This is a genomic window from Stakelama marina, from assembly GCF_018122655.1.
Lineage (GTDB): Bacteria > Pseudomonadota > Alphaproteobacteria > Sphingomonadales > Sphingomonadaceae > Sphingomonas > Sphingomonas marina.
In genome coordinates this window covers 322,590-336,833 of the sequence record NZ_JAGRQC010000002.1, presented here as the reverse complement: position 1 = coordinate 336,833, position 14,244 = coordinate 322,590, and the positions used below count along the sequence as shown (strand labels likewise).

The 14,244-nt window shown below is 63.8% G+C and carries 13 protein-coding genes; 8 read left to right on the top strand and 5 right to left on the bottom strand.

Going from position 1 to position 14,244, the window contains the following annotated elements:
• Window positions 1-49 precede the first annotated feature (49 nt).
• From J7S20_RS08120 to J7S20_RS08105, 4 genes are read left to right on the top strand one after another with little or no spacing between them, the layout of a single operon-like run.
• Complete coding sequence (locus J7S20_RS08120) at window positions 50-352, top strand: YggT family protein (RefSeq protein ID WP_284053737.1); 303 nt, start codon at window positions 50-52, stop codon at window positions 350-352.
• A gap of 7 nt (window positions 353-359) precedes the next feature.
• On the top strand, window positions 360-668 hold the full coding sequence (locus J7S20_RS08115) for a DUF167 domain-containing protein (RefSeq protein ID WP_284053736.1): 309 nt from the start codon (window positions 360-362) through the stop codon (window positions 666-668).
• Window positions 665-1,540, top strand: a complete 876-nt coding sequence (folD, locus tag J7S20_RS08110) for a bifunctional methylenetetrahydrofolate dehydrogenase/methenyltetrahydrofolate cyclohydrolase FolD (protein WP_284053735.1) — start codon at window positions 665-667, stop codon at window positions 1,538-1,540. The genes J7S20_RS08115 and folD overlap by 4 nt, the downstream gene beginning before the upstream one ends.
• 5 nt (window positions 1,541-1,545) lie before the next feature.
• Entirely contained in the window at window positions 1,546-2,166 is a 621-nt protein-coding gene (locus tag J7S20_RS08105; protein WP_284054044.1) for a MarC family protein, read from the top strand.
• Here J7S20_RS08105 and J7S20_RS08100 read toward each other — a convergent pair.
• Window positions 2,110-3,975 (bottom strand): AcrB/AcrD/AcrF family protein, encoded by a 1,866-nt coding sequence (locus J7S20_RS08100; RefSeq protein WP_284053734.1) that lies wholly within the window; start codon window positions 3,973-3,975, stop codon window positions 2,110-2,112. The genes J7S20_RS08105 and J7S20_RS08100 overlap by 57 nt on opposite strands.
• A 20-nt stretch (window positions 3,976-3,995) precedes the next feature.
• On the opposite strand from J7S20_RS08100, the gene J7S20_RS08095 reads away from it, so the two are divergent.
• From J7S20_RS08095 to J7S20_RS08085, 3 genes are all read left to right on the top strand, one after another.
• Window positions 3,996-4,463, top strand: coding sequence for a GtrA family protein (locus tag J7S20_RS08095; protein WP_347709225.1), 468 nt, complete (start codon window positions 3,996-3,998; stop codon window positions 4,461-4,463).
• A gap of 1 nt (window position 4,464) precedes the next feature.
• A complete protein-coding gene (locus tag J7S20_RS08090) occupies window positions 4,465-5,193 on the top strand; it encodes a class I SAM-dependent methyltransferase (RefSeq protein WP_284053733.1) in 729 nt (242 codons plus the stop codon).
• A 594-nt stretch (window positions 5,194-5,787) separates the two neighbouring features.
• Window positions 5,788-7,950 (top strand): S9 family peptidase, encoded by a 2,163-nt coding sequence (locus J7S20_RS08085; protein WP_284053732.1) that lies wholly within the window; start codon window positions 5,788-5,790, stop codon window positions 7,948-7,950.
• Window positions 7,951-8,039: 89 nt separating this feature from the next.
• Here J7S20_RS08085 and J7S20_RS08080 read toward each other — a convergent pair whose 3' ends face one another.
• Complete coding sequence (locus J7S20_RS08080) at window positions 8,040-8,939, bottom strand: LytR/AlgR family response regulator transcription factor (protein WP_284053731.1); 900 nt, start codon at window positions 8,937-8,939, stop codon at window positions 8,040-8,042.
• Window positions 8,940-9,218: 279 nt separating this feature from the next.
• On the opposite strand from J7S20_RS08080, the gene J7S20_RS08075 reads away from it, so the two are divergent.
• A complete protein-coding gene (locus J7S20_RS08075; RefSeq protein WP_284053730.1) occupies window positions 9,219-10,409 on the top strand; it encodes an acyltransferase family protein in 1,191 nt (396 codons plus the stop codon).
• Window positions 10,410-10,613: 204 nt separating this feature from the next.
• On the opposite strand, the gene J7S20_RS08070 is transcribed toward J7S20_RS08075, so the two are convergent.
• The 3 genes from J7S20_RS08070 to J7S20_RS08060 are packed head-to-tail and all read right to left on the bottom strand — an operon-like array spanning window position 10,614 to window position 14,202.
• Window positions 10,614-11,627, bottom strand: coding sequence for a glycosyltransferase family 2 protein (locus J7S20_RS08070; protein ID WP_284053729.1), 1,014 nt, complete (start codon window positions 11,625-11,627; stop codon window positions 10,614-10,616).
• A 56-nt stretch (window positions 11,628-11,683) separates the two neighbouring features.
• The gene (locus J7S20_RS08065; protein ID WP_284053728.1) at window positions 11,684-12,079 is read right to left on the bottom strand and encodes an acyl-CoA thioesterase; all 396 of its coding nucleotides are present in this window, start codon (window positions 12,077-12,079) and stop codon (window positions 11,684-11,686) included.
• 32 nt (window positions 12,080-12,111) lie between these two features.
• Entirely contained in the window at window positions 12,112-14,202 is a 2,091-nt protein-coding gene (locus J7S20_RS08060) for a RelA/SpoT family protein (RefSeq protein WP_284053727.1), read from the bottom strand.
• Window positions 14,203-14,244: the final 42 nt, after the last annotated feature.

The following is a 14,244-nucleotide window of genomic DNA, read 5'->3' as shown; positions in this document are numbered from 1 at the left end:
TGTAGCGACTGTATCAGTAACGCCATACACCGACGCGGAGACAGCGACCTTGAACACCATTCTCGAAATCATCCAGTATCTGCTCGGGCTGCTGTGGTGGGTGATCGTCATCCAGGCGATCATGTCGTGGCTGATCGCGTTCAACGTCATCAACACCTATAATGATTTCGTGCGCAGCATCTGGCACGCGCTCAACGTCATAACCGAGCCGCTCTATCGACCGATCCGGCGGATACTCCCCGATTTCGGCGCGCTCGACCTGTCGCCGCTGGTGGTGCTGATCCTCATCACCATCCTCCAGAACTTCATCATTCCGTCGCTTTACGTGAATTCCGTCACGGTGCCGATGTAGGCCGGTGATGGCGGACGGCGCTGCGTGGCAGGTCGGTGATGACGGTATCACCATCGCCGTCCGCGTAACGCCGCGTTCGTCGCGAGAAGCGATTGCGGGCAAGGGCGACCGGTTCGCCGTCCGACTGAACGCACCGCCTGTCGACGGCGCAGCCAATGCCGCGCTGATCGTCTTCCTCGCCAAGCGTTTCGGCGTCGCCAGGCGTGCGGTGACGATCCTAGGCGGCGAAACCGCGCGGCAGAAGCGCCTCCGGATCGAAGGCGATCCCGAGACGCTGGCAACCACGGCGCGAAGTCTTTATGGGGCTGGCGCATGACGGCCGAGATCATCGACGGAAAGGCGTTTGCCGCCGACCTTCGCGCGCGCGTTGCCGCGCTGGTGCCCGCATTTCGCGAAAAGGCCGGGCGCCCGCCCGGCCTTGCGGTGGTGCTGGTGGGCGAGGACCCGGCCTCGAACGTCTATGTCCGCATGAAGGGCAAGGCGACCGTGGCCGCCGGCATGGAAAGCTTCGAACACCGGCTGCCCGCCGACGTTCCGCTCGACGAACTGATTCATCTTGTCGATCAACTCAACGCCGATACGCGGATCGACGGCATCCTCGTCCAGCTTCCGCTGCCCGGCCATCTCGACGAGCAGGCGGTTATCCGCCGCATCGACCCGGACAAGGATGTCGACGGCCTGACGCCGGTCAGCACCGGGCGCCTGGCGCTCGGGATCGACGGGCTGGTGCCGTGTACCCCGCTCGGCTGCCTGATGCTGCTCGAGGATCAGCGCGGCGATCTTTCGGGGCTGGACGCGGTCGTGATCGGCCGCTCGATCCTCGTCGGCAAGCCGATGGCGCAGCTTCTTCTGTCGCGCAATTGCACCGTAACCGTGGCGCATTCGCGAACACGTGACCTGTCGAGCCATGTCCGGCGCGCCGATATCGTCGTCGCCGCGGTCGGGCGTCCCGAATTCGTGAAGGGCGAGTGGATCAAGCCGGGTGCGACCGTCATCGACGTTGGTATCAACCGCACCGATGACGGGCTGATCGGCGATGTCGATTTCGACGGCGCGGCGTCGGTTGCGGGGGCGATCACGCCGGTGCCGGGCGGCGTCGGACCGATGACGATCGCGTGTCTGCTCAGGAACACGCTGGTCGCCGCGCATCGCAATGCCGGCGTCGCGCTCGCTGACGACGCGATCTGACGATGCTGCTCGAACTTTTCGTCTCGACCTTCATCACCTTCTTCGTGGTGATCGATCCGCTCGGCTGCGCGCCGATCTACGGCGGGCTGACCGCGGGCGCGACCTCGGCGCAGCGCCGCTCGATGGCGATCCGCGCGGTGGTGGTGTCGGCGCTCATCATCTTCACCTTCGCGCTGTTCGGCGAGCAGCTCCTCCACGGCCTCGGCATCAGTCTCGATTCGTTCAAGATCGCGGGTGGCATCATGCTGTTCGTGATCGCGCTCGAAATGGTGTTCGAAAAGCGCACCCAGCGGCGCGAGGACCGCGCGCAGAAGATCATGGACACGCCCGAGGTGGAGGACGTCTCGATCTTTCCGATGGCGATGCCGATGATCGCGGGGCCGGGGTCGATCGCCAGCGTCATGCTGCTGATGTCGCAGAATCACGGGATCGAGGCGTCGATCGTGATCCTGTCGGCGATCGGCGTGATCCTGCTCCTGACGCTCGGCGCACTGATGGCGGCGGGGCCGATCATGCGGCTGATGGGCGCCAAGATCGAGGCGGTGATTACCCGGCTTCTCGGCGTGCTGCTATCGGCCTTTGCCACCCAGTTCGTCATCGACGGGCTTCGCGCCAGCTTTTTCTGACGGCTTCGCGGCCGCGCCATAGTCGATCCGCCACAGCTTGAAGGGAGATCCTTCGGGCAGTTCGACGGGCTTCAGGAAGCCCGGCACCTTGCCATGCGCCAGCTGGCCGTAGAAGCCGTGCGGCGACCGCGCGCGATAGACCGTCGTTTCCGACATGTTGGGGCAGGTCAGCAGCATCGTCGCATGGTGTCGCTTCGCGATGGCGAGGAACTGCTGCGGCGTGCCCATGAAGGCGTGATGGACGTCCAGGATCGCCTGACCGTTGCGGTGATACGGCCCGGCGACCGCGTCATGATGCGTGACGGTAATCAGCCGCGGCCCCAGATCGACATGCGTGAACATGATCTGCTTCGGAATGCGGTTCAGCTGGATGAGCCGCGAATAGCTCGCGCATTTCGCGTTCGCCCGGCGGATCGTCATGTAGCGTTTGCTAGGCTTGTCGATGTGGAACCATTGCACGGCAAAGCCGCCGATCAGCCCCGATATCGCGACAAAGGTCGCCGCCGCGCCGAAAATGCGCACAAAGGCCGATTTCTGGCGCAGGAACCACGGGATGACGATCCAGCCCAGCGCGGTCGCGCCCGGCAGCGCCATCAGCTGCGCCGCCGGCCCGGCGCGCACCTGCCAGAACAGCATCGCGCCCGCCGAAATGCTGAACAGCGCGGTCGGCAGCCACAGCATGAAGCGCCGCTCGCGCCAGGCCTTCCACGTTGCCAGCAGCGTCCCGATCAGCCCGATCGCCGGGAAGGTGGCGATGCCGATCGCGTCGCGCAGCGGATGCTTGTAGATCGGCTTGGCCTCGCGGACATTGTCGAGCCAGATGCGATACAGCTCGGGCGATGCCTGTTCGGGCCGCCCCAGGCATTGCGGAAAGGTCAGCGCGAATCCGGCGCCCAGCGCGATGCCCGCCACTCCGGCGACGCCCAGCCGCGCAAGCCGGTGCCTGGGGTTGAGAAGCGCCATCAGGAACAGCAGCGTCCCCGCCGTCACCATGGTCGAAAGATAGACCGGCGTCAGCGCGTCGCAGCGCATCGCATGGTTGGCATTCGATGCGAAGCCGGCGAAACCCAGCGCGGTCCCCCCGGCGAGCGTCAGCCCGTACACGCCCAGCCGCCGCGCATCGTCGCGGTCGATGATCCAGCGCAGCGTCAGGATCGCCCCCGCGATCGCGCAATAGGGCAGCATCTCCAGCCCGATGCTGAGTGAAAAGGCGCTCGACAACCCGATGATCGCGCCGCTGCGCGCCTTGCGTTCGTCAACCAGTCCCGCACCGGTCAGCGTCAGCGCCGCGAGCTGCCAGCCATGATGGTCGATCCGCATCGGCATGAACATCAGCATCGCGATGTTGCAGCCGACGAGCAGCAGCACGACGGTCAGCGGCCAGGCGAGCGGCGCGACCAGCTTGCGCACGGTATAGGCCATCGACGCGATGACGATCGACAGCGGCAACAGTGGCGCGATGCCGGTTGCGATCCGTTCCGCCCAGTAATTGCTCGTGAACAGCCGTAACCACAGGATCAGTCCGGCGATCGGCAGATCGACGATCCGCGACCAGTGGATGTTGAATCCGGTCGGGGGATTGAGGCGGTATTGCGTCAGGTCGAACCAGCCCTGGCCCGACAGCAGCGCGCGGACCTGCATCAGCCGCATATTGTCGTCGGTATCGCGCAGCGCGAGCCAATAGATATAGGGCCAGCGCTGCCAGAAATAGAACACCGCGATCATCAGCCAGATCAGGATGCTCCAGCGCAGCCAGTGGCGATCGACCTGTCGTTGAAGCCCCCCAAGGGCAGCTCGCGAATCTACCAAAACGCTTTCCTCTTGCTGCGATGCGCATTAGTGCCACAGGCGCAAAGGGCAAGGCGGACGTGACGGCAATCCATCGGCAGGTACGGGCAATACGGGCGAGCGGCATTGTCGGCCAGCTCGTTCGTTTCGGCGTGGCGGGCGGCATCGCGACGCTCATCTATACCGGTGTCTATCTTCCGCTCGCGCTCTATGTCTTTGCGCGCGGGCAGGCGGTGTTCGCGGTTCCCTTCGCCTTCGCCGCGGCGGTCGTCAGCGGATTTTTCCTGCACAGCAAATGGAGCTTCAAAGGGCATGGCACCCGCGACAATAGCGGGCGACAGCATGCCAAATTCGTCGCCGTGCAGGGGTTCGGGCTGGCGCTGCACGCATCGATCACCTGGGTGCTGACCGCGCTCCTGCACCAGCCCGCCTGGGTGCCGCTGATACCGGGGCTGATGATCGTGCCGGTCGTTACCTTCGTCCTCAATCGCCAATGGGTCTTCGCCTGACATGGAACGTATCGTCTACGACCGGATGGCGGCGCACGATTCGACGCATTGGTGGTACCGCGCGCGGCGCGAGATTCTCGCCGACTATCTGAGGCGAGAGGGTGGGCTGCCCGCCGATGCACGCATTCTGGAAATCGGCTGCGGCACCGGCCACAACCTGCCGATGCTGGCGAGGTTCGGCACGGTCGATGCGATCGAGATCGATCCTGCCGCGGCCGAGATCGCCGGCGCGCGGCTTGGCAAGGCGATCGGCAGCGCGCCGCTCCCGGCACTCGGCGGTGTGGAGCGCGAAAGCTACGATCTGATCGCGGTGCTCGACGTCGTCGAACATATCGAAGACGATGTCGCCGCGCTGAAGGCGATGGCCGAGTGCCTGAAGCCCGGCGGCAGGATCCTCATCACCGTGCCCGCGCACCAGTGGATGTGGAGCGCGCACGACGTCGTCAACCACCATCACCGCCGCTATTCGAAGCGCACGCTGAACCGCGCGATCGTCGATGCCGGCCTGCGCCACAACGGCCTGCGCTGGTTCAACTCGCTGCTGTTCCCCGCAGCGGTCGCCGCACGGCTCGCGGGGCGTTTGCGGGGCAAGGACGACAGCGACGATTCGCCCCCGGCAAAACCGCTCAACACGGCGTTCGAAACGATATTCGGCCTTGAGCGCCATCTCGTCGGCCGCATACCGCTACCGCCCGGCCTCTCGATCATCACGCTCGCGTCGAAGGGGTAGCGAGGACGCTCTAAGCCGATTGTGCGGCCCGCGCCGAAAGGCGAATAATCTTTTGCGGTCACATTGTCGCCCCATTGCACCCGGACGCTTGCAGCTTCATCGGGGAGAGGCGTATTGGCTCGGTATTTCAGGCTCTTAACAGCCTTGCTGACAATAATCGCTGTCTTTCTTGTGGGCGGTGTCGCTCGCGCCGAACCGCACCCCGCGGCCAAGCGCCCGGTTGCGATCGACGATGTGTTGGGAAGGGAATCCGTTGATCGCGCCTCGATCTCGCCAGACGGCGGGTGGGTAGCAGCAGTAATCCGCCGCCCGGCCAATGCCGGCGAAATGTACGGGCGGGCCTCTTACGAGGTTGATCCGACACGAAGCGACGTCTGGCTGGTCTCGACACGAACCGGCGCGCGCCGTGCGCTGACCCATGGCGCGGCGAAGGCTGCCGGTTACTGGTGCGCGACCTGGTCGCCGGATGGCCGACGGCTTGCAATGCTTTCGACACAGGCGGAGCGCGAAGAGCCGCGCGGCGGTGACAATGTACGCCTCTATGTCTGGGATCGTGAGAGCAACAGTCTTTCGCGCGCAAGCGCCGACGGCGTCATGACGCAGACACGCTATGGCAGCCCACTAAATCTGCTCGATGTCCGTGGTGGTGCCGGTCACGGGGAGGTCGCGCACAGATGCAGCAACGGTCCGGTGGCAGAGAACGCCCCGTTTACGTGGCTCGACGACCACCGACTGCTTGTGGTTACGCTGCCTCAGGACAAGCTGTCGGCAGCGATCGACCAATTCGTGCGGCCGTATCGCGCCCTGGCGCGTGACGCTGACCGGATCGGGCAAGGTGCCTTGCCGACGGTCAAGGGCGTCGCAAGCGGGACGGCTCGCACCGATTGGGACATCCCCGCGCCCGAAGCGGTGCTGCGTATTATCGACACCCAGACCGGGCGGGATCGAACGCTCGCGACGGTGCCGGCCTATCCGTTTCAGGGCGGGTTGACCGTGTCCGTTTCGCCTGACGGAACGCGTGCAGCAGTCCTCGTAACGATCAGGGCCTTCCAGCCGAGCGCAGGCCGCCCAATCCCGAATCTTTCGGCGGACGGGTGGGCGGTCGAACGCCGCCTGGGTTTTGTGCCCCTGGATGCGGATGGCGGCGTGCAGTGGGCGACGATGCCGGCGGCTGCCCGCTATCCGCTTGAGCTATATGGCTGGTCGCCCAACGGACGGCGCGTGGCGCTGAGGGGGCGCAGCGATCCCTTCACTGACGAAACGCCGGTATTTGTCGCCGATGCGAGTACCGGTTCGGTGCAGCAGGTCGGTGCCGAATCGATCGGGCAGCAATTCGCCACGGCGGCCGACCCGCATCCCGCAGCGGTCTATTGGATCGACAATCAAAGCATCGCCGCCCGTTCGCGGGACGGCAAATGGTGGCTTATGCGAACCGCCGCGCCTGCAAGGGCCATCGAGGTTCCGGATGGCGCAACTCCGCCCGACAGCCTCGTTCGGACACGCCGAGAATCGCTGGCAGCGTTGGTCGACGGAAGATTGCTGCGTCTCGATCCTTCGCGCGGCGCCTTCGTTTCCGTTGCTCAACTCGGAAAAGATGCCTGGTTTCTGCTGCCCCGGGACCCTGGTCCCGCACTGCGTTTTCGGCTGATAGTGTTGCACCGATCGGATGACAGCTGGGTTATGGCCACGATGGACACGGGATCCGGCATCATCACCCATTCGATCCCGGCATTTACTGCCGATCTTCTCGACATGGGCGCGGATAATGCGGCGCTATTGTATAGCCGGGCCAAGCCCGATGGACTTGATCTTCGCCTTGCCAATCTTGCCGGCGGGCCGGATCGGACCCTCCTGACGCTGAATGCATATTTGCGTGACGTCGATTGGGGCGAGACGCGATTGGTCACGTATCAAACCGCCGACGGCGCGAAGCTCAACGCATCGATGATCCTGCCGCCGGGTTATGTTACGGGTCGACGCTATCCGACGCTGGTTTGGGTATATGGCGGTTATCGTGTGCCAGCCGACCTTCGTGGCGACCATATGTCGGGCACCGCGATGCCGGGCTTCTACAATCTTCACCTCTATGCGGCGCAGGGATATGTCGTGCTCATTCCCTCGATTCCGCTCGGCGGGAACGGGAACCAAAAAGATGTCTATCGTCAGCTTCCGGATGGCGTGTTGCCCGCGGTTGATCGTCTGGTCGCGATGGGCATCGCCGACCCGAACCGTGTCGGAGTATTCGGGCAGAGTTTCGGTGGGTACGCCGTTGAGGCCCTGATAGGGCAAACCGACCGGTTCAGGGCAGCGGTAGCCATGGCCGGAATCAGTGACCTCGTGACGAATTATGGGCAGTTCGACCCGAACTCGTGGAGCTATCCGGGCATCGCGCACGAAAAGAGTGACAATGCAGAAACGGGCTATCTGTTCGGACTGACTGCGCCGCCCTGGAAGGATATGCAATCCTATATCCGCAACTCGCCGCTGGCCTATGTCGACCGTGTCGACACGCCGCTGCTGCTCATCCATGGCGACATGGATATACGTGGTGCGCCAACCCAGGCGGAACTGTTTTTCTACAGCCTGTACAAGCAGGGAAAGACAGCGGAACTGCTGCGCTACGGCGGTGAGAGTCATAGTCTGGCACAATCGCCCGCCAATGTCCGCGATGTCGTCGCTCGAACACTGGCCTGGTTCGACCGGTATCTCGAACGACCAGAAAGTGAAGCGGCGGGTGGAGTGGCGTCCAAGCACTAAATCCGCGGCAACCGCCCATTCGGCGACCATGTCAGGACTTGCCCACCATCGTCACCGTTGCGACCGGACGGCGTGGAAACCAGCAGGCACTATTCGGTGGGCGCGCGATCGGTTTCGGCCAGGTGGCGCTCTACGGCATCGCGGCGGTTGCGGCTGGCCGGAATTTCGGTGTCGTCGGACATTGCGATCGAAAGCCCGCCCTCGCCATCGGGGCGGCAGCCGATAATGTGGCGACCGTTCACGACATAGGATCGATGCACCCTGAGCGCGGGCACGTCCGCCGCCAGCAGTTGTTCTGCCAGTTCCTGCAGCGTTCCCCGTACCAGAATCGTTCGGTCGCCGACCGCGATATCGACGTAATTGGACGCTGCCTTCATCCAGATCACGTCATCGGCCTTCACCCGTATCGTGCGATTGCCATCCTTCAACGTGATCCGGTGCGATCTCAGAGCCTCCGTCTTGGCCGCCTGCAATTCATCGGAGCGATAGGCAAGCTGTCGACGAAGCGCGAACAGGGTGACGGCAGCGGCATAGAAGAGCGCGAATTTTCGGTACTCGTACAGGAATCCCCTGATCGGTTGCGGATCGAAGACATAGGCTTCGCCGAGCATGACCGGGCTCAGGACCTTGCGGACGCCAACGAAGATGACGATCGCGATCAGCGCGGTCCCGAGGCTGCATGCGAAGTGGAAGGGCAGGAAGCGGTGCCAGCGCATCTGGCCGGGCGGCACCCGGGCGGCGAGCCAGCCTATCACCGGAACCATGACCAGATACGCGCCGATTCCCGACAGCTCATGCAACAGAATGCGGTCCAGCGGTACCTCCGCACCGTTCCGCTGGAACTCGTAGATGCGTGTTTGTACGTCGACGATCAGGAAGGCCAGCAACGCCGTCGCGATCCAGACGCGCGTCGACCGATCGATCCGCCGGTCCTGAACCATCGGCGAATATTGCGCCGGCTGACCCCCTTCGCGTTTCACGCCGTTCATTCGATTCTGCTCTTGAAAGCCAAATGCGCCATGCCGCCAGCGTTAGCGCCTGGCGTTTGACACTAACATACCCGGCGCGTTTCGGCGTGCCGCTATTCGCCCCTTCGTCCCGCTGTTCGGCCCCGACGGCGGCACTGCGGCCGCCAGCCATGTCCAATATCCGCCATTTGCCCCTTCGCGCTCGACGCCTCGCCGACCGCGGTGCGATTTCCGGTCGGGTACCTTCCGGTGAGCAGAAAAGGTGGCAATGCCATGGTTGAAACGACGCCCTCTTGCGAGATGCCCGACATCGATCGGCGCCATTACGGGCTCGACTGGCTCCGCCTCATCGCCTTTGGCCTTCTGATCTTCTATCATGTCGGGATGTTCTACGTGCCATGGTTCTGGCACGTGAAGAGCAATTATGTGTCGCCCGCGGCAGAGCCGTTGATGCTCGCGCTCAATCCCTGGCGGCTGGCGCTGCTGTTCTTCATCTCTGGCGTGGCATTGCGGTTCGCGGTGGACAAGGCGCCCTCGGCGCGTCGCTTTGCGGTCGCCAGAACGCGTATTCTTGGCCTCCCACTGCTGTTCGGCGTGTTCGTTCTGGTCATGCCGCAAACCTATTTCCAGCTTCGCCAGTCGGGGGATTTCTCCGGCAGCATCCTCGATTTCTATCTGCCGTATCTTCAAGGCCGACTTCCGGTCTTCACGCCGACCTGGAACCACCTCTGGTACATCGCCTATCTGCTCGCCTACACGCTCCTCATCATACCGGTCGCGCCGTTGCTGCGCCGCGCGGCGCGCAGCCGGCTTTTCCAGCGCTATGCGCGGACTCCTGCGGCGATCCTGTTCCTGACGATCCTGCCTTTCATGGGCTATGAGGCAACGCTCATGCACTGGTTTCCGATTACGGACGATTTCATCCATGACTGGGGTCAGCATGCCCACCGCCTGACGATTTTGCTCCTTGGCTTCCTCGTCGCCAAGGACCGCGGATTCTGGAATTCGGTGGGGCGTCTTCTGCCGATAACCGTCGTCCTGGCGATCCTCCTGCATTTCTGGGGCGAGTCTCTGGCGCGAGCGGTACTGGGCGATTCGGTCGCAGGCGCCACGGTTCGTCTGGCGTTTCAGGTGCTCTATGCATGGTCCTGCATTCTCGCCATGCTCGGGTTCGGGCAGCGCTATCTCGACCGGCCGAGCAAGGCCCTGCAATATCTGACCGGTGCGATCTTTTGCTATTATGTCGTCCACCAGACGATCACCGTCGTCGCTGGCTATTATCTCACCCAGCTTCACCTCGGGGTCTGGCGCGAATTCACGCTTCTCGTCGCCATAACCGTTTTCGGTTGCGTGATTTCCTACGAGCTGGGCCGGCGGACCGGTGCCTTTGGTGTGCTGATCGGAATCCAGAACCACCGCGGGCCGGTTGCGAAGCGGGAATCACCATCGGACGAGCGAGCGCCCGCAAGGCCCGCTCAGGCCGAGGCATAGCTCTGGTCCGGTGAGGCCCGGTCGGAGATGCCACCCGCGGCGGTCGATCGATAGATTTCGCTGTCCTACAGCGGTCGGGCTCTGCCATCGTCGACCGGCGCTCTTTGAACCGGTTCGTCAAGCCTGCACCGCCACGCAACATCCGGTCGCATGGCCGCAACTTTCTTAAATGATTGGCGCGAATTATGTGACGTTAAGCGTCGGTCACTGGCGCGGCGGGGCGTTTCCCTGTGCCGGATCGTGCGGCTCGTTCGCGGCATAGCCGAGCGTCGATCGGCCCTTCACCGGCCCCGCCACGTCGGACACCAGATAGAGCGGCCGTCGTTTCGATTCGACATATAGCCGCCCCAGATATTCGCCGATCATGCCGAGCACGAACATCTGCACCGCGCCCAGCACGACGACCACTAGCATCGTCGAGGTCCAGCCCTGCACGGTCGACCCGGCGAGCCAGGCGATTGCGATATAGACGATCAGCAGCAGCGACGCCGCCGTCAGCAACAGCCCGACATGGCTCGCAAAGCGCAGCGGTGCGGTCGAAAAGCCGGTCACCGCGTCCAGCGCGAAACGGACCATCTTGGCGAGCGGATATTTGGTCGTGCCGGCATGCCGTTCCGCCCGGTCATAGACGAAGGGGACCTGCCGGAAGCCGATCCATGCGACCATGCCGCGGATGAAGCGCGCCTGTTCGGGCAGCGAAAGGAACGCGTCGAGCGCGCGCCGAGACATCAAACGGAAATCGCCTGTATCGAGCGGGATCGGCGTGTCGGTGACGCGGTCGAGAACGCGGTAGAACATCGCCGCCGTCAGCTTCTTGAAAAAGGTCTCGCCATCGCGCTTGCGGCGGACCGCATAGACGACGTCGGCGTCCTGTTCGGCCATCGTCCTGCGCATGTCAGCAAGCAATTCGGGCGGGTCCTGCAGATCGGCGTCGATGATGAGGATCTCATCGCCCGCGCACAGGTCAAGCCCTGCGGTCAGCGCGAGCTGGTGGCCGTGGTTGCGCGACAGGTTGATGGCGACCAGATGCGGGTCGGCGGCCGAAAGCCGCTGCATCACCGCCCAGCTATCGTCCTTCGACCCGTCATTGACGAAGACGATCTCGTAATCCTCGCCAACGGCCTCGCGCGCTGCCGCGGACGCGCGCGCGTGCAGCATGTCGAGGCAGCCTTCCTCATTGTAACAGGGTACGACGACCGAGAGCTTTGGCGTTGTCATGGGCGCCGTCTTTACCGCCGCGCTGTCACCGCGTCATCACTCTTTGAACGCGTGGATCAATCGGGGACGAAGCGGCGCGAAATGTCCTGCGCGACGCGGATGGGGCGCATCGTCTTGGCATCGAGCGCGCACCAGGTGCTCTGAACCTCGGCGAGCACATCCTCGCCGCGCTTGATGAGTGTGCGGAAAAAGGCGCGCGCGCCGTTGACGCGCTCGGCGACGACTGTCGCAATGACATCGTCTTCCAGAAAGGCGGGGCGACGATAGGTGATTTCGTGCTTTAGCGCGACCCACAGGTGGCGCGCCACCGCTTCGGCGGGCGCAACCTTTTCCCAATAGCTTACCACGGCTTCCTGCACCCAGTTCAGATACACCGCATTGTTGACATGACCCATATGGTCGATGTCGGCGGGGGCGACGGTCAGCGGATGATGGTGGGACATGGTCGTCATTCTAGCGGTTGCTTACACCGCTGTCGATAACCTCAGACGCGCTCTACGGAGCTGACGACATCGGCAGCGCTCAGCGCGCCGAGCAGCCGCATCAGATGCGGTGCGTCGCGCACTTCGACGTCGATGATATTGGTGTGGAAGGTGGTGTCGCGATTGTCGAGACGCAGGCCGAGGATGTTTGCCTTGTGCGCGCCCATGATCGTCGCGACCGCGCCCAGCGCGCCAGGTTCGTTCTTCAGGGTGACGGCGATCCGCGCGACCGCCCCCTCGGCATTTTCGCCCCAGGCGAGATCGACCCAATCCTCCGCCTCTTCGTCCGCCAGCCGTTCGCAGGTGATCGAATGAACTTCGATGCCTTCGCCGGGACGGCGGATGCCGACGATCCGGTCGCCGGGCACGGGGTGGCAGCATTCAGCGAGATCGAACGTCACGCCAGGCGTCAGGCCGGTGATGGTGATCGCCTGCTGCTGCGGCGGCAGCGGCGCGGCATCGGCCGAATCGGCGGAACCGGGCATCAGCGCTTCCATCACCTGCGCGTCGGTCACGCGGCGCTGGGCGATGGCGTCCATCAGCGCATCCTCGTCGGCGAGTTTCAGCCGCTTGAGCGCGTCGTCGAGCGCTGCGTCGCCGATCGGCACGGGCAGGCGGGCGACGATCTCTTCATAGAGCTTGCGGCCCATCGCAAAGGTTTCGTCGCGTGCGCGGTGGCGAAGGTGGCGGCGGATCGCCGCACGCGCCTTGCCGGTGATCGCGAAGTTCAGCCAGTTCGCCTGCGGCTGCTGCGCTTTGGACCGCAACACGCGGACCTGGTCGCCATTGGCGATCGGGGTACGCAGCGGGACGACGCGGCCGTTGATCTTCGCGCCCACCGCTTGGTCGCCCAGATCGGTATGCACGGCATAGGCGAAGTCGATCGGCGTCGCGCCTTTGGGAAGCTGGATCAGTTCGCCCGCTGGCGTGAAGGCGAAGATCCGGTCCTGGTACATCGCCATCCGGGTATGTTCGAGCAGCTCTTCCGGGCTGGCGGCGTTTTCGAGGATTTCGACGAGGTCGCGAATCCAGCTGACCTGTGTGTCGGGGCGGACCGCATCCTGCTTGTATGCCCAGTGCGCGGCGAGGCCATATTCGGCCTGGGCGTGCATTTCGTGCGTGCGGATCTGGACTTCGACGCGCTGGTTGCCAGCGTGCATGACGGTCGTGTGCAGCGAGCGATAGCCGTTGCGCTTCGGCGTCGAGATATAGTCCTTGAACCGGCCGGGCACCATCGGCCAGCGGCGATGGATGATGCCCAGCGCGCGGTAACATTGCTCTTCGGTATCGACGATCGCGCGGAACGCCATGATGTCGGAAAGCTGTTCGAGGCTGACATGGCGCTCGGACATCTTCTTCCAGATCGAATAGGGATGTTTCTCCCGGCCCGACACCTCGGCTTCGATCCCGGCGCGCGAAAGCAGCAGTTTCAGCCCCGACGCAATCTTGGCGATCCTGTCGCCGCCGCCCTCCTTCAGGAGCGCCAGTCTTTTGGTAATGGACTCATATGCCTCCGGCTCGAGTTCGCGGAAGGCGAGCGTCTGCATCTCCTTCATGAACTCGTACATGCCGATCCGCTCGGCGAGCGGAGCATAGATGTCCATCGTCTCACGCGCGATGCGCTGACGCTTCTCCGGTTTGGCGATATGGTGAAGCGTGCGCATGTTGTGCAGCCGGTCGGCCAGCTTGACCAGCAGCACGCGGATGTCGTCGGACATCGCCAGCAGGAACTTGCGCAGATTTTCGGCGGCGCGCTCGTTTTCGGTCTGCGCCTCGATCTTGGAAAGCTTGGTCACGCCGTCGACCATGCGCGCGACCGACGGGCCGAACTTGGCGAGGATTTCCTCCGGCGTGGCGACGGTATCCTCGATCGTGTCGTGCAGGATCGCCGTCGCGATCGTCTCGTCGTCGAGATGCAGGTCGGTCAGGATGCCCGCGACTTCGATCGGATGGCTGAAATAGGGATCGCCGGAGGCACGCTTCTGCGAACCGTGCGCCTGCATCGAAAAGACATAGGCGCGGTTTAGCAGCGCCTCGTCGGCGCTGGGATCGTAGTCGAGGACCCGATCGACAAGTTCATACTGACGCAGCACGCGACCTAGATGGGGCCGCGTGCTGCTGCTTTGCAATATATT